32 protein-coding genes are annotated in these 21,932 nt (G+C 63.5%); 1 reads left to right on the top strand and 31 read right to left on the bottom strand.

Going from position 1 to position 21,932, the window contains the following annotated elements:
* Positions 1-33 precede the first annotated feature (33 nt).
* Positions 34-1,428 carry an MFS transporter gene (locus tag M8009_RS17160; RefSeq protein ID WP_250063426.1) on the bottom strand — a complete coding sequence of 465 codons (1,395 nt, stop codon included), beginning with the start codon at positions 1,426-1,428 and terminating at the stop codon, positions 34-36.
* A gap of 160 nt (positions 1,429-1,588) precedes the next feature.
* On the opposite strand from M8009_RS17160, the gene uvrA reads away from it, so the two are divergent.
* The gene (uvrA, locus tag M8009_RS17155; protein ID WP_250063424.1) at positions 1,589-4,450 is read left to right on the top strand and encodes an excinuclease ABC subunit UvrA; all 2,862 of its coding nucleotides are present in this window, start codon (positions 1,589-1,591) and stop codon (positions 4,448-4,450) included.
* Between the two features lie 157 nt (positions 4,451-4,607).
* Here uvrA and rplQ read toward each other — a convergent pair whose 3' ends face one another.
* The 30 genes from rplQ to fusA all read right to left on the bottom strand — a co-directional run bounded on the left by rplQ (position 4,608) and on the right by fusA (position 21,905).
* Positions 4,608-4,994, bottom strand: a complete 387-nt coding sequence (gene rplQ / locus M8009_RS17150) for a 50S ribosomal protein L17 (RefSeq protein WP_250063422.1) — start codon at positions 4,992-4,994, stop codon at positions 4,608-4,610.
* Positions 4,995-5,033: 39 nt separating this feature from the next.
* Positions 5,034-6,032, bottom strand: a complete 999-nt coding sequence (locus M8009_RS17145) for a DNA-directed RNA polymerase subunit alpha (RefSeq protein ID WP_040183102.1) — start codon at positions 6,030-6,032, stop codon at positions 5,034-5,036.
* Between the two features lie 86 nt (positions 6,033-6,118).
* Positions 6,119-6,739, bottom strand: a complete 621-nt coding sequence (gene rpsD, locus M8009_RS17140; protein WP_106232387.1) for a 30S ribosomal protein S4 — start codon at positions 6,737-6,739, stop codon at positions 6,119-6,121.
* A 12-nt stretch (positions 6,740-6,751) separates the two neighbouring features.
* Positions 6,752-7,138, bottom strand: a complete 387-nt coding sequence (gene rpsK, locus M8009_RS17135; RefSeq protein ID WP_040183105.1) for a 30S ribosomal protein S11 — start codon at positions 7,136-7,138, stop codon at positions 6,752-6,754.
* A 39-nt stretch (positions 7,139-7,177) separates the two neighbouring features.
* Positions 7,178-7,534, bottom strand: coding sequence for a 30S ribosomal protein S13 (rpsM, locus tag M8009_RS17130; RefSeq protein ID WP_250063420.1), 357 nt, complete (start codon positions 7,532-7,534; stop codon positions 7,178-7,180).
* Between the two features lie 123 nt (positions 7,535-7,657).
* Positions 7,658-7,771, bottom strand: a complete 114-nt coding sequence (gene rpmJ, locus M8009_RS17125) for a 50S ribosomal protein L36 (RefSeq protein ID WP_009099023.1) — start codon at positions 7,769-7,771, stop codon at positions 7,658-7,660.
* A gap of 74 nt (positions 7,772-7,845) precedes the next feature.
* Entirely contained in the window at positions 7,846-9,177 is a 1,332-nt protein-coding gene (gene secY / locus M8009_RS17120; protein ID WP_250063418.1) for a preprotein translocase subunit SecY, read from the bottom strand.
* Positions 9,178-9,612 carry a 50S ribosomal protein L15 gene (gene rplO, locus M8009_RS17115; RefSeq protein ID WP_250063416.1) on the bottom strand — a complete coding sequence of 145 codons (435 nt, stop codon included), beginning with the start codon at positions 9,610-9,612 and terminating at the stop codon, positions 9,178-9,180.
* A 3-nt stretch (positions 9,613-9,615) separates the two neighbouring features.
* On the bottom strand, positions 9,616-9,798 hold the full coding sequence (gene rpmD, locus M8009_RS17110) for a 50S ribosomal protein L30 (protein WP_013331010.1): 183 nt from the start codon (positions 9,796-9,798) through the stop codon (positions 9,616-9,618).
* Between the two features lie 5 nt (positions 9,799-9,803).
* Complete coding sequence (rpsE, locus tag M8009_RS17105) at positions 9,804-10,304, bottom strand: 30S ribosomal protein S5 (RefSeq protein WP_133636904.1); 501 nt, start codon at positions 10,302-10,304, stop codon at positions 9,804-9,806.
* Positions 10,305-10,315: 11 nt separating this feature from the next.
* Positions 10,316-10,666, bottom strand: coding sequence for a 50S ribosomal protein L18 (gene rplR, locus M8009_RS17100; protein ID WP_102626746.1), 351 nt, complete (start codon positions 10,664-10,666; stop codon positions 10,316-10,318).
* Positions 10,667-10,675: 9 nt separating this feature from the next.
* On the bottom strand, positions 10,676-11,206 hold the full coding sequence (gene rplF, locus M8009_RS17095; RefSeq protein WP_250063415.1) for a 50S ribosomal protein L6: 531 nt from the start codon (positions 11,204-11,206) through the stop codon (positions 10,676-10,678).
* A gap of 9 nt (positions 11,207-11,215) precedes the next feature.
* Complete coding sequence (rpsH, locus tag M8009_RS17090; RefSeq protein ID WP_133636908.1) at positions 11,216-11,608, bottom strand: 30S ribosomal protein S8; 393 nt, start codon at positions 11,606-11,608, stop codon at positions 11,216-11,218.
* 32 nt (positions 11,609-11,640) lie between these two features.
* Entirely contained in the window at positions 11,641-11,946 is a 306-nt protein-coding gene (gene rpsN, locus M8009_RS17085) for a 30S ribosomal protein S14 (RefSeq protein WP_089714396.1), read from the bottom strand.
* Between the two features lie 10 nt (positions 11,947-11,956).
* The gene (rplE, locus tag M8009_RS17080) at positions 11,957-12,496 is read right to left on the bottom strand and encodes a 50S ribosomal protein L5 (RefSeq protein ID WP_250063414.1); all 540 of its coding nucleotides are present in this window, start codon (positions 12,494-12,496) and stop codon (positions 11,957-11,959) included.
* An 18-nt stretch (positions 12,497-12,514) separates the two neighbouring features.
* Positions 12,515-12,829, bottom strand: coding sequence for a 50S ribosomal protein L24 (gene rplX / locus M8009_RS17075; protein ID WP_040183125.1), 315 nt, complete (start codon positions 12,827-12,829; stop codon positions 12,515-12,517).
* Between the two features lie 14 nt (positions 12,830-12,843).
* Complete coding sequence (gene rplN / locus M8009_RS17070; protein ID WP_106232380.1) at positions 12,844-13,215, bottom strand: 50S ribosomal protein L14; 372 nt, start codon at positions 13,213-13,215, stop codon at positions 12,844-12,846.
* A gap of 52 nt (positions 13,216-13,267) precedes the next feature.
* A complete protein-coding gene (gene rpsQ / locus M8009_RS17065) occupies positions 13,268-13,528 on the bottom strand; it encodes a 30S ribosomal protein S17 (protein ID WP_106232379.1) in 261 nt (86 codons plus the stop codon).
* A 1-nt stretch (position 13,529) separates the two neighbouring features.
* Positions 13,530-13,721, bottom strand: a complete 192-nt coding sequence (gene rpmC, locus M8009_RS17060; protein ID WP_040183129.1) for a 50S ribosomal protein L29 — start codon at positions 13,719-13,721, stop codon at positions 13,530-13,532.
* Positions 13,721-14,134, bottom strand: a complete 414-nt coding sequence (rplP, locus tag M8009_RS17055; protein ID WP_021819610.1) for a 50S ribosomal protein L16 — start codon at positions 14,132-14,134, stop codon at positions 13,721-13,723. Before rplP ends, rpmC begins: the two co-directional genes overlap by 1 nt.
* Positions 14,135-14,149: 15 nt before the next feature.
* Positions 14,150-14,848 (bottom strand): 30S ribosomal protein S3, encoded by a 699-nt coding sequence (gene rpsC / locus M8009_RS17050; RefSeq protein WP_250063413.1) that lies wholly within the window; start codon positions 14,846-14,848, stop codon positions 14,150-14,152.
* An 11-nt stretch (positions 14,849-14,859) separates the two neighbouring features.
* Entirely contained in the window at positions 14,860-15,192 is a 333-nt protein-coding gene (gene rplV, locus M8009_RS17045; RefSeq protein ID WP_040183132.1) for a 50S ribosomal protein L22, read from the bottom strand.
* Positions 15,193-15,210: 18 nt separating this feature from the next.
* The gene (rpsS, locus tag M8009_RS17040; RefSeq protein WP_089714455.1) at positions 15,211-15,486 is read right to left on the bottom strand and encodes a 30S ribosomal protein S19; all 276 of its coding nucleotides are present in this window, start codon (positions 15,484-15,486) and stop codon (positions 15,211-15,213) included.
* Positions 15,487-15,519: 33 nt separating this feature from the next.
* Positions 15,520-16,350, bottom strand: a complete 831-nt coding sequence (gene rplB / locus M8009_RS17035; RefSeq protein WP_250063412.1) for a 50S ribosomal protein L2 — start codon at positions 16,348-16,350, stop codon at positions 15,520-15,522.
* A gap of 17 nt (positions 16,351-16,367) precedes the next feature.
* Positions 16,368-16,664, bottom strand: coding sequence for a 50S ribosomal protein L23 (gene rplW / locus M8009_RS17030; protein WP_133484155.1), 297 nt, complete (start codon positions 16,662-16,664; stop codon positions 16,368-16,370).
* Positions 16,661-17,269: a 50S ribosomal protein L4 gene (gene rplD, locus M8009_RS17025; protein WP_106232376.1), complete on the bottom strand. Its 609-nt coding sequence runs from the start codon at positions 17,267-17,269 to the stop codon at positions 16,661-16,663. Before rplD ends, rplW begins: the two co-directional genes overlap by 4 nt.
* Positions 17,270-17,283: 14 nt before the next feature.
* On the bottom strand, positions 17,284-17,922 hold the full coding sequence (rplC, locus tag M8009_RS17020; RefSeq protein ID WP_250063411.1) for a 50S ribosomal protein L3: 639 nt from the start codon (positions 17,920-17,922) through the stop codon (positions 17,284-17,286).
* Positions 17,923-18,086: 164 nt separating this feature from the next.
* Positions 18,087-18,398, bottom strand: a complete 312-nt coding sequence (rpsJ, locus tag M8009_RS17015; protein ID WP_021819602.1) for a 30S ribosomal protein S10 — start codon at positions 18,396-18,398, stop codon at positions 18,087-18,089.
* 163 nt (positions 18,399-18,561) lie between these two features.
* Positions 18,562-19,755: an elongation factor Tu gene (gene tuf / locus M8009_RS17010; protein WP_250063410.1), complete on the bottom strand. Its 1,194-nt coding sequence runs from the start codon at positions 19,753-19,755 to the stop codon at positions 18,562-18,564.
* A 29-nt stretch (positions 19,756-19,784) separates the two neighbouring features.
* Positions 19,785-21,905 (bottom strand): elongation factor G, encoded by a 2,121-nt coding sequence (gene fusA / locus M8009_RS17005; protein ID WP_250063409.1) that lies wholly within the window; start codon positions 21,903-21,905, stop codon positions 19,785-19,787.
* Between the last annotated feature and the right edge of the window lie 27 nt (positions 21,906-21,932).

Genomic DNA, 21,932 nt, shown 5'->3' with positions numbered 1-21,932 from the left:
TGTCATGAATACGTTGTAAGGATCATACGCGGCTCAGGCGCCGCTGTGGTGATTCCCGGAACCGGTAAGGCGGGACAGGGCCTGCTCATCGAGGCGCTGGCGGTCCACCTTGAGGTAGGCCAGGCGCTCCTCGGGGACGACCAGCACGTCCTCCACCCCGGCCACCTCGGCGAAACGCGCCATCAGGGTGTCCAAGGCATCATCCTGCTCGTTGTCGTCCAGCGCCACCACCTCGCTGGTCAGGTGGCGAGGTGGCGCCATGCCGGCCATCACCGCCAGCCAGGCCAGGCCCAACAGGCCGCAGCCGACGAAGACCGCGGAGAGCCCCCACTGCTGCACCAGCGCCCCCCCCAGCACACCGCCCAGGAAGGCTCCCAGGAACTGGCCGGTGGAGTAGATGCCCATGGCGGTGCCCTTGGCCCCGGCCGGGGCCAGCTTGCTGAGCATCGACGGCAGGGTGGCTTCCAGCAGGTTGAAGGCGATGAAGAACAGCAGCAGCCAGCCGAACAGCGCCGGGAACCCCTCGCCCAGGCCGGCCAGCCCGAACAGGCTCAGGGTGATGGCGGTGATCGCCGACAGGCACATGGCCTTCATGCGCCGCCGCTTCTCGGCGATGATCACCAGCGGCACCATGGCCAGGAAGGCCAGCAGCATGATGCCCAGATAGGTGAGGCCATGGCGCTCGACGGCAATGCCCGCCTCGAGCAGCCGGAAGGGCACGGCGACGAAGATCGCCATCAGCACCAGGTGCAGGGCGAAGATCGAGATATCCAGGCGCCACAGGTCGCCGCGCACGAGGATGCCGCGCAGCTGGCCGCGGTCCATGCCCACGTCGCGGTGACGCACCCGACGCGGCGCCGGCGGCACCAGCTTCCACAGCACCGCCAGGCCCAGCGCCGCCAGCGCCGCGGTGAACCAGAACACCCCGGCCAGGCCGAAGCCCGCGGCGAGCCAGGGGCCGAGCACCATGGCCACGGCGAAGGCCACGCCGATGGATAGCCCGATGGTGGCCATGGCGGCGGTGCGTACCTGCTCGCGGGTCTGGTCGGCGAGCAGCGCCATGATCGCCGCGGCCACCGCACCGCTGCCCTGCAGGCAACGCCCCAGGATCACCCCGCCGATGGAGTCGGCGCCGGCGGCCACCACGCTGCCGAGCAGGAACAGGACCAGCCCCGCGGCGATCACCGGCTTGCGCCCCAGGCGGTCGGAGAGCAGGCCGAAGGGGATCTGCAGCAGCGCCTGGGTGAGGCCATAGACCCCCAGCGCCAGGCCGACCAGCAGCGGCGTCGCTCCCCTCAGCTCATCGGCATACAGGGCCAGCACCGGCAGCACCATGAACAGGCCCAGCATGCGCGTGGCATAGAGCCCCGCGAGCCCGGTAATGGCCCGACGCTCGGTGGCTAACAGCAGTCCTGAGACCTTTCGCATGGCGGTTCGAACTTCCGTGGACGGACCCTCGGGCCCGGAGGTGGACCGCATATTCTAGCGGCTCGCCGGCCTGCAGGGAAAGCCGATGGCAAGCCGTGCTTTGCCGCCGGTGCGACCCGCCCCGTATAATCGAGCTTTTGCCGCGTCCGGCGAGGTGGGAATGGACACAATTCTGGTCAGGGGTGCCCGCACCCACAACCTGAAGAACATCGACGTCGATCTGCCCCGCGACAAGCTGATCGTGGTCACCGGGCTTTCCGGCTCGGGCAAGTCATCGCTGGCCTTCGACACCCTCTATGCCGAGGGCCAGCGCCGCTACGTGGAGTCGCTCTCCACCTATGCGCGCCAGTTCCTGTCGATGATGGAGAAGCCCGACGTCGACCATATCGAGGGGCTCTCCCCGGCGATCTCCATCGAGCAGAAGTCCACCTCCCACAACCCGCGCTCCACCGTGGGCACCATCACCGAGATCTACGACTACCTGCGCCTGCTGTTTGCCCGCGCCGGCACCCCGCGCTGCCCGGAGCACGGCGAGGACCTCGAGGCCCAGACCGTCTCGCAGATGGTCGACCAGGTGCTGACCCTGCCCGAGGGCAGCAAGCTGATGCTGCTGGCCCCGGTGGTCAAGGGACGCAAGGGCGAGCACCTGCAGCTGCTCGCCGAGCTGCGCGCCCAGGGCTTCGTGCGTGCCATGGTCGACGGCCAGGTGCTGGAGCTCGACGACATCGCCCCGCTGGACAAGAACAGGAAGCACGACATCAGCGTGGTGGTCGACCGCCTCAAGGTGCGCGAGGGGCTGGAGCAGCGCCTGGCGGAATCCTTCGAGACGGCCCTCAACCTGGCCGACGGTACCGCCGTGATCCACTTCATGGACGGCGAGCAGGAGGAGATCGCCTTCTCGGCGCGCTTCGCCTGCCCGGTGTGCGGCTACTCGATCGCCGAGCTCGAGCCGCGCATGTTCTCGTTCAACAACCCGGCCGGCGCCTGCCCGACCTGCGACGGCCTGGGCGTGCAGCAGTTCTTCGACCCCGACAAGCTGATCAGCCATCCGGAGCTGTCGCTGGCCGAGGGGGTGATCAAGGGCTGGGACCGGCGCAGCGTCTACTACTTCAACCAGCTACAGGCCGTGGCCGACCACTACCGCTTCACCCTGGAAACGCCCTGGCAGGACCTGGCACGCCATGAGCGGGATATCATTCTCTACGGCAGCGGCAGTGACGACATCGCCTTCAGCTACGTCAACGACCGCGGCCGCAAGGTGACCCGCGAGCACCCCTTCGAGGGCGTGCTGCCCAACATGCAGCGTCGCTATCGCGAGACCGAATCGAGCATGGTGCGCGAAGACCTGGCGCGCCACATCGCCGTCCAGCCCTGTCCCACCTGCCACGGCTCGCGGCTGCGCCGGGAGGCACGCCACGTCTACATCGACGACCGCACCCTGCCGCAGCTGGTCCGCCTGCCCATCGGCGAGGCACTGAGCTACTTCGGCGAGCTCAGCCTGCCCGGGCGCAAGGGCGAGATCGCCGTCAAGATCGTCAACGAGATCCACGCCCGCCTGGAGTTCCTGGTCAACGTGGGGCTCGACTACCTGAACCTGGAGCGCAGCGCCGAGACCCTCTCCGGCGGCGAGGCCCAGCGCATCCGCCTGGCCAGCCAGATCGGCGCCGGCCTGGTGGGGGTGATGTACATCCTCGACGAGCCCTCCATCGGTCTGCACCAGCGCGATAACGATCGCCTGCTGCAGACCCTGGAGCGGCTGCGCGACCTGGGCAACACCGTGATCGTGGTCGAGCACGACGAGGAGGCCATCCGCGCCGCCGACCACGTGCTCGACATCGGCCCCGGCGCCGGCGTCCATGGCGGGCGCATCGTCGCCCAGGGCACCCCCCAGGAGATCATCGCCGCACCCGACTCCCTCACCGGCCAGTACCTCGCCGGCACCCGGCGCATCGAGGTTCCGCCGTGGCGCATCCCCGGCAACCCGGAGAAGGTAGTGCGCCTCTCCGGCGCCACCGGCAACAACCTCCAGAATGTCACCCTCGAGCTGCCGCTGGGACTGTTCGTGTGCATCACCGGCGTCTCCGGCTCCGGCAAGTCGACGCTGATCAACGGCACGCTGATGCCCATCGCCGCCCGCGAGCTCAACCGCGCCACCAGCCTGACGCCGGAGGCCCATGAGCGCATCGAGGGGCTCGATCACCTCGACAAGGTGATCGACATCGACCAGAGCCCCATCGGGCGCACCCCGCGCTCCAACCCGGCCACCTACACCGGCATCTTCACGCCGATCCGCGAGCTGTTCGCCGGCACCCAGGAGGCGCGCTCACGGGGCTACAAGCCGGGCCGCTTCTCCTTCAACGTCAAGGGCGGGCGCTGCGAGGCCTGCCAGGGCGAGGGCATGATCAAGGTGGAGATGCACTTCCTGCCGGACATCTACGTGCCCTGCGACGTCTGCAAGGGCAAGCGCTACAACCGCGAGACCCTGGAGATCGCCTACAAGGGCAAGAGCATCCACGAGGTCCTGGAGATGACCGTGGAGGAGGCCCTGGCGTTCTTCTCGCCGGTGCCGGCCATCGCCCGGCGGCTGCAGACGCTGCTCGACGTGGGGCTTTCCTACATCCGCCTGGGGCAGAGCGCCACCACGCTCTCCGGCGGCGAGGCCCAGCGCGTCAAGCTGGCCAGGGAGCTGGCCAAGCGCGACACCGGCAAGACCCTCTACATCCTCGACGAGCCGACGACCGGCCTGCACTTCGAGGATATCCGCCAGCTGCTTACCGTGCTGCACCGGTTGCGCGACCACGGCAACACCATCGTGGTGATCGAGCACAACCTGGACGTGATCAAGACCGCCGACTGGCTGATCGACCTGGGCCCGGAGGGCGGCTCCGGGGGCGGACGCATCATCGCCGAGGGCACCCCCGAGCAGGTAGCGCGCATCGAGGCATCGCACACCGGCCGCTTCCTCAAGCCGCTACTCGAGCGGACCAAGGCCAGCAAGACAGAGCCGGAAACCACCGCCTGACGGCGAGCCGAGAGCTTTACGCTTGAAGTCGTCAAGATGGCGAGCAGCGCCGGGGAAGCTGCGATTTAGGTCGCCGAGGCAGACCCTACAATAAAAAAAAACCGGCTCCCCGAAGGGAGCCGGTTTGGCGTGCCACTGGCGGAGGCCCGGTCGAGGATCACTCCTCGGCGACGGCTTCCTCGACGACCGGACGGTCGACCAGTTCGACGAAGGCCATGGGGGCGTTGTCGCCGGTGCGGTAGCCGCACTTGAGGATTCGGACGTAACCGCCCGGACGCTCGGCGTAACGCGGACCCAGCTCATTGAAGAGCTTGCCGACCGCTTCCTTCGAGCGGGTGCGGCTGAAGGCCAGGCGACGATTGGCAACGCTGTCCTGCTTGGCCAGGGTGATCAGCGGCTCGATGACGCGACGCAGTTCCTTGGCCTTGGGCAGGGTTGTCTTGATCACTTCATGCTCGACCAGCGAGACAGACATGTTCTTGAACATGGCCTGGCGGTGCGAGCTGTTGCGATTCAGGTGACGACCACTCTTACGATGACGCATGGTTGTGATTCCTTACCAAACTGGGGCTCGAGTCGAGGCTCACGCGGAGGCCTTGTCGTCCTTCAGGCTTGCCGGCGGCCAGTTCTCCAGCCGCATGCCCAGGGAAAGACCGCGGGCGGCCAACACGTCCTTGATCTCGTTCAGGGACTTCTTGCCGAGATTGGGGGTCTTCAGCAGCTCCACCTCGGTGCGCTGGATCAGATCCCCGATGTAGTAGATGTTCTCGGCCTTCAGGCAGTTGGCGCTGCGAACGGTCAACTCGAGATCGTCTACGGGGCGCAGCAGGATCGGATCGATATGATCCTCTTCCTCCACCACTTCCTGTTCCTTGTCGGCTTCCAGGTCGACGAAGGCGGCCAGCTGCTCCTGCAGGATGGTCGCGCTGCGACGGATCGCCTCTTCTGGATCCAGGGTGCCGTCGGTTTCCAGGTTGATGATCAGCTTGTCGAGGTCGGTGCGCTGTTCGACACGCGCGGCCTCGACGCTGTAGGAAACCCGGCGCACGGGGCTGAAGGTAGCATCCAGCTGCAGGCGACCGATGGCACGCGACTCGTCGTCGGCATCGCCACGCACGTCCGCCGGCTCGTACCCGCGGCCGCGAGCGACCTTGAGCTGCATCTTCAGCTCGGCGCCCTCGTTGACGTGGGCGATGACATGCTCGGGATTGACGATCTCGACATCATGGTCGAGGGCGATGTCCCCTGCAGTCACGACGGCCGGCCCCTGCTTGTTCAGCGAGAGCACTGCCTCGTCGCGGCTGTGCATCCTGAGCGCCACGTCCTTGAGGTTCAGGAGGATTTCGATGACATCTTCCTGGACGCCCTCGATCGCGCTGTACTCGTGTTCGACACCAGCGATCTCGGCCTCCACCACGGCACAGCCGGGCATGGACGAGAGCAGGATGCGACGCAGGGCATTCCCCAGCGTGTGGCCGAAGCCACGCTCGAAGGGTTCGAGCACGATCTTCGCGTGGTGTGCGCTGATCTCTTCGACCTTGATGTCGCGAGGACGGAGAAACTCTGTCACTGAACGCTGCATATGAACACCTTTCAGGCTGCCAAACGGATTGTCGGTACTCTCCGGCCGCTCCCCGCGAACGGGGAGCGGCACGACGCGGACGCCGCTTACTTGGAGTACAGCTCGACGATCAGGTTTTCGTTGATGTCGGCAGACAGGTCACCGCGTTCGGGCAGGGCCTTGAAAGTGCCTTCCATCTTCTTGGCATCGGTCTCGACCCAGACCACGTCGCCGCGGTTGGCGGCGATGGCCAGGGAAGTCTGGATGCGCGCCTGGTTCTTCGCCTTCTCGCGCACGGCGACCACGTCACCGGGCTTGACCTGGTAGGAGGCCACGTTGACGGTCTTGCCGTTGACGGCGATCGCCTTGTGGCTGACCAGCTGACGTGCCTCGGAACGCGTGGAGCCGAAGCCCATGCGGTAGACGACGTTGTCCAGTCGGGATTCGAGAAGCTGCAGCAACAACTCGCCGGTCGCGCCCTTCAGGCGGGCCGCCTCCTTGTAGTAGTTGCGGAACTGCTTCTCGAGTACGCCGTACATGCGACGTACTTTCTGCTTCTCGCGAAGCTGCAAGCCGTAGTCGGAAAGACGCTGACGGCGCTGGCCGTGCACACCCGGGATCTGCTCGGATTTGCACTTCTTCTCGAAGGGGGTGACACCGCTCTTGAGGAAGAGGTCGGTCCCCTCACGACGAGACAGTTTGCACTTCGGTCCAATGTAACGAGCCATGAATCTGTCTCCTTAAACGCGGCGTTTCTTCGGCGGACGGCAGCCATTGTGGGGGATGGGCGTCGCGTCGGTGATGCTCTGCACGCGGAAGCCGGCGGCATTGAGCGCGCGCACGGCGGATTCACGGCCAGGACCGGGGCCCTTGACCAGCACGTCGACGTTTTTCACACCATACTCGGCTGCAGCGGTCGCTGCACGCTCGCTTGCCACTTGAGCAGCGAACGGGGTGCTCTTGCGAGAACCACGAAAACCCGAACCACCGGCAGTCGCCCAGGAAAGGGCGTTGCCCTGGCGGTCTGTGATCGTAATGATCGTGTTGTTAAAAGAGGCGTGGATATGCGCGATGGCATCCACTACCTGCTTTTTAACCTTTTTACGGTTGCTACGCGGGTTAGCCATGTTGATGTCTATTCCTGTCTTTACGCCAGAACGTGCGTGTTATTTGCGGATCGGCTTGCGCGGGCCCTTGCGGGTACGCGCATTGGTCTTGGTACGCTGACCACGCAGCGGAAGACCACGACGATGACGCAGACCACGATAGCAACCCAGGTCCATGAGACGCTTGATGTTAAGCGTGACATCACGACGCAGGTCACCTTCCACGGTGTACTTGCCGACTTCGGACCGCAGGGTGTCGATCTCTTCAGATGACAGCTCCTGGATCTTGGTGTTCGGCGCGATGCCGGACGCGGCACAGATATCCTGTGCGCGAGTGCGGCCAATCCCGAAGATATAGGTCAGCGAGATCGCCGCATGCTTGTTGTCCGGGATATTGACGCCTGCAATACGGGCCATCAGCTTACTCCGAAATTTGAGCGGCTTGCTCGATTAATCATCTACAAAAGGCGCAACAGCATACCCCTTTCCTCGCTCGAGGACAAGGGATATGCCGGCACCCGGTTCAGTGCAGCGTGGGGATCAACCCTGGCGCTGCTTGTGCCGCGGCTCGATGCAGATGACGCGCACGGCGCCATTGCGACGAATGATCTTGCAGTTGCGGCACATTTTCTTCACGGAAGCTCGAACTTTCATCGTTCCATCTCCAAAGTTGGCTCGCGCCGCGAGCCGAGGCCCGGCTCGCGACGCACCAAATCGCCAGCGGCGCCTCAGCGCATGATGCCGCCGCTACCGTAGCCTTTCAGGTTGGACTTCTTCATCACCGACTCGTACTGGTGCGACATGAGGTGCGACTGCACCTGGGCCATGAAGTCCATGATGACCACCACCACGATCAGCAGCGAGGTACCGCCGAAGAAGAACGGCACGTTCCAGGCCACGATCAGGAACTGGGGCATCAGGGAAACCGCAGTGATGTAGAGGGCACCAAACAGGGTCAGACGGGTCATGACCTTGTCGATGTAGCGAGCGGTCTGCTCGCCAGGGCGAATCCCCGGCAGGAAGGCCCCTGACTTCTTGAGGTTGTCAGCGACATCCTTGGGGTTGAAGACCAGCGCTGTGTAAAAGAAGCAGAAGAATACCACCGCCGCGCCGAAAAGCAAGATGTACAGCGGCTGACCCGGGCCCAGGGCCTGGGAGGCACGCTGCAGCCATTCCATGCCGTCGCCGGCACCGACCCACTGCCCCAGCGAGGCCGGGAACAGCAGGATGCTCGAAGCGAAGATCGCCGGAATCACGCCCGCCATGTTGACCTTCAGCGGCAGGTAGCTGCTCTGGCCAGCATACATCTTGTTGCCCACCTGGCGACGCGGGTAGTTCACCGTGAGGCGACGCTGGCCGCGCTCGATGAACACCACGAAAGCCACGGTGGCCACGCCCAGCACGGTAAGGGCCAGCAGCGGCAGGACGTTCCAGGCCCCTTCGTTGCGGGCCAGCTCGAAGGCCTGCCCCACGGCGCCCGGAAGGCCGGCGACGATACCGGCGAAGATCAGCAGCGAGATGCCATTGCCGATGCCCTTCTCGGTGATCTGCTCGCCCAGCCACATCAGGAACACCGCCCCGGTGACGAAGGTCACTATGGCGGTGAAGTAGAAGCTGAAGTCGGCCGTGTAGGCGATCCCCTGGCTGGCCAGACCCACCGACATGCCGGTGGCCTGAATCAGGGCCAGCAGCACGGTGCCGTAGCGCGTGTACTGGCTGATCTTGCGGCGGCCGGCCTCGCCTTCCTTCTTCAACTGCTCGAGATGCGGCGAGACCGCGGTCATCAGCTGCATGATGATCGACGCCGAGATGTAGGGCATGATGCCCAGCGCCATGATGCTCATGCGCTCCAGGGCGCCACCCGAGAACATGTTGAACATGCCCAGGATGGTGCCCTGCTGCTCCCTGAACAAGGCAGCAAGCTGGTCAGGATTGATACCGGGAACGGGGATGTGGGCACCGATACGGTAGACCACGATGGCGAGGAGCACGAAGCGCAGACGCGCCCAGAGTTCACCCAGACCGCTGCCCATCGCCGGCATGTTTCCTGACTTGGCCATTTAGTCCTCTACCTTGCCGCCGGCGGCTTCGATCGCGGCACGGGCACCCTTGGTGACCTTGATGCCGCGGACCGTGACCGCCTTGTTCAGTTCGCCGGACAGGATCACCTTGGCATGCTTGGTGGCGTCCTTCAGCACGTTGGCTTCCTTGAGGGTGTCCAGGGTGACTTCGTCACCCGCGACCCGGGCCAGCTCGGCCAGGCGGACTTCCTCGGAAACCAGCGACTTCGCAGAGGTGAAGCCGAACTTGGGCAGGCGCCGCTGCAGCGGCATCTGACCGCCCTCGAAACCGGGCTTCACGCTGCCGCCGCTGCGCGACTTGAGGCCCTTGTGGCCACGGCCGCCGGTCTTGCCCAGACCGGAGCCGATGCCACGGCCGACGCGCTTCTCGGCGTGCTTGGAACCCGGTGCCGGGCTCAGGCTATTGAGTTTCATGGATTACTCTCCCTCAACACGCACAAGGTAGTTGACCTTGTGGATCATGCCGCGGACGGCAGGGGTGTCTTCCAGTTCAACCGTGTGACCGATGCGACGCAGGCCGAGGCCCTTCATGGTGGCCTTGTGCTTGGCCAGTACGCCGATGGTGCTGCGGGTCTGGGTAACCTTGATCGTTGCTGACATGGTGCTTACCCCGTGATCGCTTCGACAGGCAGACCGCGCTTGGCGGCCACGTCTTCCGGCGACTGCAGGGAGGCCAGACCATTGACGGTCGCCCGCACCACGTTCACCGGGTTGGTGGAGCCGTAGCACTTGGCCAGGACGTTATGCACGCCAGCCAGTTCGAGCACGGAGCGCATGGCACCGCCGGCGATGATCCCGGTACCCTCGGAGGCGGGCTGCATGTACACCTTGGAGGCGCCGTGACGGGCCTTGACCGGGTACTGCAGGGTGCCACCGGTGAGGTTCACCTTGACCATGTTGCGACGCGCCTGGTCCATGGCCTTCTGGATCGCCACCGGCACTTCACGTGCCTTGCCGCGACCGAAGCCCACACGACCGTTACCGTCACCCACGACGGTCAGAGCGGTGAAACCGAAGATTCGGCCACCCTTGACCACCTTGGCGACACGGTTGATCTGCACGAGCTTTTCCTGCAGATCGCCGCTTTGCTGTTCATTCTTCGCCATCGTAAAACCCTTTAGAATTCCAGGCCGCCTTCACGAGCGGCGTCGGCCAAGGCCTTCACACGACCGTGGTACTTGAAGCCGGCACGATCGAAGGCCACCTGGGTGATGCCAGCCTGCTTGGCGCGTTCGGCAATCAGTGCGCCCACCTTGGCGGCGGCGTCGGCATTGCCGGTCGCACCCTCGCGCAGGGCCTTGTCCAGCGTGGAAGCGCTGGCGAGGACCTTGCCACCATCCGGCGAGATGATCTGCGCGTAGATGTGGCGGGGGGTACGGTTGACGCACAGGCGATACACGCCCAACTCGCGGATCTTGGCGCGAGCACGGCGGGCACGACGGAGACGAGATTCTTTCTTCGCGTTCATAACCCTGCCTTACTTCTTCTTGGCTTCTTTGCGACGCACCTGCTCGTCGGCGTACCGAACACCCTTGCCCTTGTAGGGCTCGGGCGGACGGAAGGCGCGGATTTCCGCAGCACACTGGCCGAGCTGCTGCTTGTCCGCGCTTTTCAGCACGATGACGGTGTTCTTGGGCGTTTCCGCCGTGACACCTTCAGGCAGCGTGTAGTCGATCGGGTGCGAGAAGCCCAGTGTAAGATTGAGCGTCTGGCCCTTGGCCTGGGCACGATAACCGACGCCGATGATTTCGAGGCTCTTGGTGAAGCCCTCGCTGACACCGGTGACCAGGTTCTGGACCAGGGCACGGGTGGTACCGACCATTGCCCAGCTCTTGGCGGACTCGCTCGGCTGGAAGGTCAGCTGCCCCTCTTCCTGGCCGATCACCACATCGGGGTGAACGGTCTGGGACAGGGTGCCCTGGCTGCCCTTGACGGACAGCTGGTCACCGTCGAGCTTGACCTCGACGCCTGCGGGCAATTTGACCGGATATTTGGCTACGCGGGACATTCCAAACTCCTAGAATACGGTGCAGATGACTTCACCACCGACACCCGCCTGACGCGCCGCCCGATCGGTCATCACCCCATTGGAGGTGGTGACGATGGCGATGCCCAGACCTTCGGCGACCTTCGGCAGCGCGTCCTTGCCCTTGTACTGGCGCAGGGACGGCTTGGAAACTCGCTGCAGGTGCTCGATGACCGGCTTGCCCTCGAAGTACTTGAGGGTCACGGTCAGCTCGGGCTTGGCGGTCTCGCTGACGGCGAAGTCGCTGATGTAGCCCTCTTCCTTCAGCACGCGGGCCACCTCGACCTTGAGCTTGGAGGACGGCATGGAAACCGTCTCCTTGGTGGCCATCTGCGCATTGCGGATACGGGTAAACATATCCGCCAGAGTGTCTTGCATGCTCATTTACGTTGCGCTCCTGATGATTCTACGTGGCGTTACCAGCTGGACTTCTTGAGTCCGGGCACGTCGCCACGCATGGCGGCTTCACGCAGCTTGTTGCGGCCGAGGCCGAACTTGTTGTAGTAGCCGTGCGGACGACCAGTGATACGGCAGCGGTTGCGCTGACGCACCGGGCTGGAGTCGCGCGGCAACTGCTGCAGCTTGAGCTGCGCGTCGAAGCGCTCTTCGTCAGAAGCGTTGACGTCCTGGATGACCGCCTTGAGCTCGGCACGCTTGGCGGCGTACTTCGCCACCATCTTGGTGCGCTTGAGCTCGCGCTCTACCATGCTTTTCTTTGCCATGATCCCACCCTTATTTCTTGAACGGGAAGTTCAACGCGCTGAGCAGCGCGCGACCTTCTTCATCGGTTTTGGCGGTGGTGGTGATGGTGACATCCAGACCACGGATCCGATCGATCTTATCATACTCGATCTCAGGGAAGATGATCTGCTCACGCACCCCCATGGAGTAGTTGCCACGACCGTCGAAGGACTTCGGGTTGAGACCACGAAAGTCACGAACGCGGGGGATCGCGATATTCACCAGGCGATCGAGGAAGTCCCACATGCGCTCGGAGCGCAGGGTCACCTTGATCCCGATCGGCCAGCCTTCACGCACCTTGAAGCCCGCGATGGACTTGCGTGCCTTGGTCACCAGCGGCTTCTGACCGGAGAGCTTCTCCAGGTCGCCGATGGCATTGTCGATCAGCTTCTTGTCGCTGGTCGCTTCGCCGATACCCATGTTCAGGGTCACCTTGGTGACTCGCGGTACCTGCATCACGTTGGCGTAGCTGAACTGCTCTCGGAGTTGAGCCACCACCTCGTTCTGATAACGTTCTTTCAAGTTCGCCATTTTGCTATCCGACTCGCGTTAGGCGTCGATCTGCGACTGCGTCGACTTGTAGATACGTACCTTGGTACCGTCTTCCTGAACCTGGAAGCCGACGCGATCCGCCTTGCCGGTCTCCTGGTTGAAGATGGCCACGTTGGACGCGTGAATCGGTGCCTCGCGCTCGACGATACCGCCCTGGTTGCCCGCCATCGGGTTAGGCTTGGTGTGACGCTTGATCATGTTCACACCGGACACCACGAAGCGGTTTTCGAGAACCCGCTTGACGGTGCCGCGCTTGCCCTTGTCCTTGCCGGCGATGACGATCACTTCATCGTCACGTTTGATTTTTTGCATATCCGCCTCGCTCCTTACAGCACTTCAGGCGCCAAGGAAATGATCTTCATGAACTTCTCGTTGCGAAGCTCACGCGTCACCGGCCCGAAGATACGGGTACCGATCGGCTGATCGTTGGTGTTGTTCAACAGCACAGCCGCATTTCCATCGAAGCGGATCAGCGAACCGTCGTTACGACGGACGCCACTACGGGTGCGAACCACCACCGCCTTGAGGACCTGGCCCTTCTTGACCTTGCCACGCGGAATGGCTTCCTTCACCGTGACCTTGATGATGTCACCGATGCGAGCGTAGCGACGGTGAGAACCGCCCAACACCTTGATGCACTGCACCCGGCGCGCTCCGCTGTTGTCGGCGACATCCAGCATTGTCTGAGTCTGAATCATCGGTTTTCTCCAAACCTAATCTGACTGCACTGGATTGACCGGCCTGAGCCGATCAACCCTTGGCCTGTTCGACGACTTCGATCAGGGTCCAGGCCTTGTTCTTCGACAGCGGACGGCATTCCTGAATGGACACCGTGTCGCCGGCCTTGGCCTGATTCGACTCGTCGTGGGCGTGCAGCTTGGTGGAGCGCTTGACGTATTTGCCGTAGATCGGGTGGCGCTCACGACGCTCGATCATCACAACGATGGACTTGTCCATCTTGTCGCTCACCACCTTGCCGGTGAGCGTACGGGCTTTCTTCTCTTCGGCCATCTCAGTCACCTGCCTTCTCGTTGAGCACAGTCTTCACGCGGGCAATGTCCCGACGAACCTGCTTGAGCAGATGAGTCTGGCTCAGCTGACCGGTGGCCTTCTGCATGCGCAGGTTGAACTGCTCGCGGAGGAGTTCGAAGAGCTGCTCCTGGAGCTGCTCGGCTGACTTCTCACGAATTTCCTGGGCTTTCATCACATCACCGTCCGTTTCACAAAGGTGGTGGAGACCGGGAACTTCTGGGCAGCCAGGGCGAATGCCTCGCGAGCCAGCTCCTCGGAAACGCCTTCGATCTCGTACAGGACCCGGCCCGGCTGGATCTGCGCGACCCAGTACTCGACGGAGCCCTTGCCCTTACCCATGCGGACTTCCAGCGGCTTCTTGGAAATCGGCTTGTCCGGGAAGACACGGATCCAGATCTTGCCGCCACGCTTGACGTGACGGGTGATGGCACGACGACCTGCCTCGATCTGACGGGCGGTGACACGGCCCCGGCCAGTGGCCTTGAGGCCATACTCGCCGAAGCTTACCTTGCTTCCGCGATGCGCCAGGCCACGGTTGCGGCCCTTCTGCATCTTGCGGAACTTCATACGCTTGGGTTGTAACATCGACTCGCTCTCCCCTTACCTGGAACCTTTCTTCTTGGAGGGCGCGGCCTGCGGCTGTTTCGCCTTGGCGCGGACCTCCTCGATGCCCCCGAGGATTTCACCCTTGAAGACCCAGACCTTGACACCGATGATGCCGTAGGTGGTCTTGGCTTCGTAGGTGGCGTAGTCGATGTCCGCGCGCAGGGTATGCAGCGGGACGCGACCTTCGCGGTACCACTCGGTGCGGGCGATTTCCGCGCCGCCGAGACGACCGGAGAGCTGCACCTTGATGCCGCCGGCGCCCAGGCGCATGGCGTTCTGCACCGCACGCTTCATGGCACGACGGAACATCACGCGACGCTCGAGCTGGCCGGCGATGTTCTGCGCGACGAGCTTGGCGTCGAGTTCCGGCTTGCGGACTTCCTCGATGTTGACGTGCACGGGCACGCCCATCATCGCGGTGACGTCACGACGCAGCCGGTCGACGTCCTCGCCCTTCTTGCCAATCACGATGCCCGGACGGGCGGTGTGAATGGTGATGCGGGCGTTATTGGCCGGGCGCTCGATATGAATGCGGCTCACGGAGGCATTCTTCAGGCGCTCTTCCAGGAAGCGACGCACTTCGAGGTCGCTGTTCAGCTTGTCGGCATAGGCGCCGCGCTCGGCATACCACACCGAGGTATGGTCCTTGACGATACCCAGGCGAATGCCTGTGGGATTGACTTTCTGACCCATCTGGTCGACTCCTACTTCTCGGCTACCTTGACGGTGATGTGGCAGGTGCGCTTCAGGATGCGGTCCGCACGGCCCTTGGCGCGCGGACGGATGCGCTTGAGCGTCATGCCCTCATCGACGCAGATGGTCGAGACACGCAGCTCGTCGATATCCATGCCGTCGTTTTCTTCCGCGTTCGCGATGGCGGACTGCAGCACCTTCTTGACCAGCTTCGCGGCCTTCTTCGGGGAGAAGGTCAGCAGGTCGAGCGCCTCGGCGACCGGTTTACCGCGCACCTGGTCAGCCACCAAACGGGCCTTCTGGGCGGATAAACGAGCGCCACGCAGCTTTGCTGTGACTTCCATCTCTCAATCCTCTCTGGCTTACCGTTTGGCTTTCTTGTCCGCCACATGACCGCGATAAAGGCGGGTAGCAGCGAATTCGCCCAGTTTGTGGCCAACCATTTCCTCGGATACGTGCACCGGGACGTGTTGGCGACCGTTATGGACTGCAATGGTGAGCCCGACCATGTTGGGCAGGATCATCGAGCGACGCGACCAGGTCTTGATCGGTTTGCGGTCGCTCTTCTCCACTGCAGTCTCAACCTTCTTCAGCAGATGAAGGTCAATAAAGGGACCTTTCTTCAGTGAACGTGGCACAGCCGTTACCTCTTGATGTCTTGGCGTTGGATCTTATTTCCGGGCCTTGCGGCGACGGATGATCAGCTTGTCGGTGCGCTTGTTCTTGCGGGTCTTGTGGCCCTTGGTGGGGATGCCCCACGGAGACACCGGGTGACGTCCGCCACTGCTGCGGCCTTCACCGCCGCCGTGCGGGTGATCCACCGGGTTCATGGCCACGCCGCGAACGGTCGGGCGCACCCCTCTCCAGCGCTTCGCACCGGCCTTGCCAAGCTGACGCAGGCTGTGCTCGGAGTTGCTCACTTCCCCCAGGGTCGCGCGGCACTCGGCCAGCACCTTGCGCATCTCGCCGGAGCGCAGACGCAGGGTGGCGTAGTTGCCTTCACGGGCGACCAGCTGGGCGCTGGTGCCGGCGCTGCGTGCAAGCTGGGCGCCCTTGCCGGGCTTGAGCTCGATGCAGTGCACGGTGGAACCCAGCGGGATGTTGCGCAGCGGCAACGCATTGCCCTTCTTGATGGGCGCGTTGACGCCGGACTCGAGGCGGTCGCCGGCGCTCACGCCCTTGGGCGCGATGATGTAGCGACGCTCGCCATCGAGGTACTTGAGCAGGGCAATGTGTGCGCTGCGGTTCGGGTCATGCTCCAGGCGCTCGACGGTGGCCGGGATGCCATCCTTGGTGCGCTTGAAGTCGATGATCCGGTAGTGATGACGGTGCCCACCGCCCACGTGGCGGGTGGTGATGCGACCGTAGTTGTTACGGCCACCGGACTTGGACTGCTTCTCGAGCAACGGCGCGAAGGCGCGGCCCTTGTACAGTTCCTCACCAACGATCTTGACGACGTGGCGACGACCGGCGGATGTGGGTTTAGTCTTGACGATTGCCATGATCCGTACTCCTGCCCTTATTCGGCGCCAGAGAAGTCTTCAAGCGTCTCGCCGGCGGCCAGTGTCACGTACGCCTTGCGATAACCCTTGCGGTGACCCAGACCCTGCGCGGTGCGCTTGGTCTTGCCCTTCATGTTCAGCACCTGAACACGGTCGACCTTCTTGCCGAACAGCTCCTGGACGGCAGCCTTGATCTCGGGCTTGGTCGCGTCGCCTGCCACCTTGAACACGTACTGGTTGCGCTCGGCGGCCATGGCGGCCTTCTCGGTCACGTGCGGACCGAGCAGAACCTTGAATACACGCTCCTGGTTCATGCCAGCTTCTCCTCGAATTTACGCAGAGCAGAGACGGTGACCAGCACCTTGTCGAAGGCGACCAGGCTCACCGGGTCGGCGGCGGCGACGTCCACCACATCCACGTTGGGGATGTTGCGGGCGGCGAGGTACAGGTTCTCGTCGACTTCCTCGGTGACGATCAGCACCTTCTCCAGGCCCAGCTCCTCGAGCTTGGCGACCAGCTGCTTGGTCTTGGGGGCCTCGACGGCGAAGCCATCGACGGCCACCAGGCGCTCCTGGCGGACCAGCTCGGAGAGGATCGAGCGCATGGCCGCACGGTACATCTTGCGGTTGACCTTCTGGGAATGGTCCTGCGGACGGGCCGCGAAGGTCACGCCGCCGCTGCGCCAGATCGGCGAGCGGATGGTACCGGCGCGGGCACGACCGGTGCCCTTCTGGCGCCACGGCTTCTTGCCGCCGCCACGCACGTCGGAACGGTTTTTCTGGGCACGGGTACCCTGGCGACCACCGGCCAGATAGGCGGTGACGACCTGGTGTACGAGGGCCTCGTTGAATTCTTTGCCAAAGGTGGCATCGGATACTTCGACAGTACCGGCGCCTGCACCTGCAAGATTCAGATTCATCGGTAAGTTCCCCTTCAGCCTGCTTTGACGGCGCTGCGCACGATGACATCACTGCCGGTGGCACCGGGTACGGCACCCTTGATCAGCAGCAGGTTGCGTTCGGCGTCGACACGGACGACTTCCAGGCTCTGCACGGTGCAGCGAACATTGCCCATCTGGCCGGCCATCTTCTTGCCCTTGAACACGCGGCCCGGCGTCTGGCACATGCCGATGGAACCCGGCGCACGATGCGACAGGGAGTTACCGTGAGTGTTGTCCTGGGTGCGGAAGTTCCAGCGCTTGACGGCGCCCTGGAAACCCTTGCCCTTGGAGGTGCCGGTCACGTCGATCATCTGACCAGCTTCGAAGAGGGATACGGTGAGTTCGCCGCCCACTTCCGGAGCCTCGTCGCCTGCTGCCAGGCGGAACTCCATCAGCGAACGACCGGCCTCGACACCTGCCTTGGCGAACTGCCCGGCCTGGGCTTTCGACAGATGCTTGGCCTTGCGGGAGCCGGTTGTCACCTGAACCGCGGCGTAACCGTCAGACTCGACGGACTTCACGCGTGTCACGCGGTTGGGCTCAACCTCGATCACGGTCACGGGCACGGATGCGCCATCTTCGGTGAAGACGCGGGTCATACCGGCCTTCCTACCGACTAAACCGATAGTCATTCTCAGTCTCCTATAGTGTACGGGGCTGTCACCCGCTATGGCTGCCCTTTCCAGAGCATTCCACTAGCACGTTGTATGACGCCATCCCGGCGTGGCGGCTGCTGCTTGGCGCTGCCTTTTCGGTGGACAGACCAGGCGCTGGGCCGCGAGTGTCTAGTGTGGTGTCAGTCGAGCTTGATCTGCACGTCAACGCCGGCGGCGAGGTCGAGCTTCATCAGGGCATCAACGGTCTTTTCGGTGGGCTCGACGATATCGAGCACCCGCTTGTGGGTACGAATCTCGTACTGGTCGCGCGCGTCCTTGTTGACGTGCGGAGAGATCAGCACGGTGTAACGCTCGCGATTGGTCGGCAGAGGGATCGGACCACGGACCTGGGCGCCTGTACGCTTGGCGGTTTCTACGATCTCCGCGGCGGACTGGTCGATCAGGCGATGGTCGAAGGCCTTCAACCGAATGCGAATCTTCTGGTTCTGCATTTGCCCTAACTCCAATGGATTCTGACGGCGCGAGCCGTCAACCCACGCATTCAAAGGATGCGCATTATAGGCACGCCGGTGACGAGAGTCAAACACTCGCTTCCGGTGCGCAGAAAGGGGGCTCCGCCAGGAGCCCCCTTCGATCGGCCAAGCAGCGGGACGCTTACTCGATGATCTTGGCCACGACGCCGGCGCCGACGGTACGGCCGCCTTCACGGATGGCGAAGCGCAGGCCGTCATCCATGGCGATCGGGGCGATCAGGGTGACAACCATCTTGACGTTGTCGCCCGGCATGACCATCTCGACGCCTTCCGGCAGCTCACAGGTACCGGTGATGTCGGTGGTACGGAAGTAGAACTGCGGACGGTAGCCCTTGAAGAACGGGGTGTGACGACCACCCTCGTCCTTGGACAGCACGTACACCTCGGCCTCGAACTTGGTGTGCGGGGTGATGGTGCCCGGCTTGGCCAGGACCTGGCCACGCTCGACGTCGTCACGCTTGGTGCCGCGCAGCAGGGCGCCGACGTTCTCACCGGCACGACCTTCGTCGAGCAGCTTGCGGAACATCTCGACGCCGGTCACGACGGTCTTGACGGTGTCCTTGATACCGACGATCTCGACTTCCTCGCCGGCCTTGACCACGCCACGCTCGACGCGGCCGGTAACCACGGTGCCGCGGCCGGAGATGGAGAACACGTCCTCGATCGGCATCAGGAACGGCTGGTCGATGGCACGCTCCGGCTCCGGGATGTACTCGTCCAGGGCCTTGATCAGGTTGGCAACGGCGGTGGTACCCATGCCGTTGTCGTCCTTGCCTTCCAGGGCCATCAGGGCGGAGCCGGTGATGATCGGAGTGTCGTCACCCGGGAAGTCGTACTCGTCGAGGAGTTCGCGAACCTCCATCTCGACCAGCTCGAGCAGCTCCTCATCATCGACCATGTCGGCCTTGTTCAGGAACACGACGATGTACGGCACGCCGACCTGGCGAGACAGCAGGATGTGCTCGCGAGTCTGCGGCATGGGGCCGTCGGCGGCGGACACGACCAGGATAGCGCCGTCCATCTGGGCGGCACCGGTGATCATGTTCTTGACGTAGTCGGCGTGCCCCGGGCAGTCGACGTGCGCGTAGTGGCGCGACTCGGACTGGTACTCGACGTGAGAGGTGGCGATGGTGATGCCGCGCTCACGCTCTTCCGGCGCATTGTCGATGGCGTCGAACTCGCTCCAGTCGCCACCGAACACCTCGGCGGAGACGCGAGTCAGGGCCGCAGTCAGCGTGGTCTTGCCGTGGTCGACGTGACCGATGGTACCGACGTTGACGTGCGGTTTGGAACGTTCAAATTTTTCCTTAGCCACTGCTATAACCTCTTTACGTTAGCTAACGGTTAACCGTTCTGGTTGATGACGGCTTCAACGACGCTGGACGGCGCCTCTTCGTAGTTCGCAAACTCCATCACGTAGCTTGCGCGGCCCTGGGTCTGAGAGCGCAGGTCGGTTGCATAACCGAACATCTCAGCCAGCGGTACCGTGGCGCGGATGATCTTGCCCATGGAGGAGTCATCCATGCCCTGGACGAGACCCCGACGACGGTTCAGGTCGCCCATGACGTCACCCATGAACTCCTCGGGGGTCACGACCTCGACCTTCATCACCGGCTCGAGGAGCACGGCCTTGGCCTTCTTGGCACCTTCCTTGACCGCCATGGAAGAGGCAACCTTGAACGCGGTCTCGTTAGAGTCCACGTCATGGTAGGAACCGTCGAACAGCGTGACCTTGACGTCAATCATCGGGTAGCCCGCGATGACACCGTTCTGCAGCTGCTCGTAGGCCCCTTTCTCGACGGCCGGCACGTATTCCTTGGGAACCACGCCGCCAACGATCTCCGAGGCGAACTTGAAGTGCATGTCCTCGTCTTCGCCCTTGTCCTCTGCGGTGAGCGGCTCGATGCGCAGGTGCACATGACCGTACTGGCCGCGACCGCCGGACTGGCGAACGAACTTGCCTTCCTGCTCAACCTTGGCGCGGATGGTCTCGCGATAGGCCACCTGCGGCTTGCCGATATTGGCGTCGACCTTGAACTCGCGACGCATGCGGTCGACGAGGATGTCGAGGTGCAGTTCACCCATGCCGGAGATGATGGTCTGTCCGGTCTCCTCGTCGGTGCGGACCTGGAAGGAGGGGTCCTCCTGGGCCAGCTTGCCCAGTGCCACGCCCATCTTCTCCTGGTCGGCCTTGGACTTCGGCTCCACGGCCACGGAGATCACCGGATCCGGAAACTCCATGCGCTCCAGCACGATCTTGTCGTTCAGGTCGCACAGGGTGTCACCGGTGGTGACGTCCTTGAGGCCGATGCAGGCGGCGATGTCGCCGGCCAGCACTTCCTTGATCTCCTCGCGGGAGTTGGCGTGCATCTGGACGATACGGCCGACGCGCTCCTTCTTCTCCTTGACGGAGTTGTAGATGCTGTCGCCCGACTTCAACACGCCCGAATAGACGCGGATGAAGGTCAGGGTACCGACGAAGGGATCGGTGGCGATCTTGAAGGCCAGCGCGGAGAAGGGGGCACTGTCGTCCGCCTCACGGGTCGCGATGGTGCCGTCCTTGTCGTCCAGCTCACCCTCGATGGCCTTGACCTCGGTGGGTGACGGCATGTACTCGATGACGCCATCCAGCACGGCCTGGACGCCCTTGTTCTTGAAGGCGGAGCCGCAGGTGACCAGCACGATCTCGTTGTCCAGGGTGCGACGACGCAGGCCGGCCTTGATCTCCTCGATGGTGAGCTCACCCTCCTCGAGGTACTTGTCCATCAGTTCCTCGGAGGCCTCGGCGGCGGCCTCGACCATCTCCTCGCGGTACTTCTCGGCGGTCTCCTGGAGCTCGGCGGGGATATCCACCAGCTCGTAGTTCATGCCGAGGCTCTCCTCGTCCCACAGGATCGCCTTCATCCTGATCAGGTCGACGACACCCTTGAACTCTTCCTCGGTGCCCCAGTTGATCTGGATCGGGACAGCGTTGGCTCCCAGCTTCTGCTTGAGCTGGTCGACGACCATGAAGAAGTCGGCGCCGGTACGGTCCATCTTGTTGACGAACACCATGCGCGGGACTTCGTACTTGTTGGCCTGGCGCCAGACGGTCTCGGTCTGCGGCTGGACGCCGGACGAGCCGCACAGCACCACGACGGCACCGTCGAGCACGCGCAGGGAACGCTCCACCTCGATGGTGAAGTCGACGTGCCCCGGGGTATCGATGATGTTGATGCGATGCTCGTCGAACTGCTTGTCCATGCCCTGCCAGAAGCAGGTGGTCGCCGCGGAGGTGATGGTGATGCCACGCTCCTGCTCCTGCTCCATCCAGTCCATGGTGGCGGCGCCATCATGGACCTCGCCGACCTTGTGGGACAGGCCGGTGTAAAACAGGACGCGCTCAGTCGTGGTGGTCTTGCCGGCATCGACGTGCGCCACGATGCCGATGTTGCGATAGCGCTTTAGTGGAGTCTTGCGAGCCACGTTGGAACTCCCCTGTGGTTGGCGATG

It is taken from the genome of Halomonas gemina (genome assembly GCF_023554995.1).
Lineage (GTDB): Bacteria > Pseudomonadota > Gammaproteobacteria > Pseudomonadales > Halomonadaceae > Halomonas > Halomonas gemina.
Note: the sequence above shows the minus strand (reverse complement) of the source record. Positions and strands in the feature narration are given on the sequence as shown.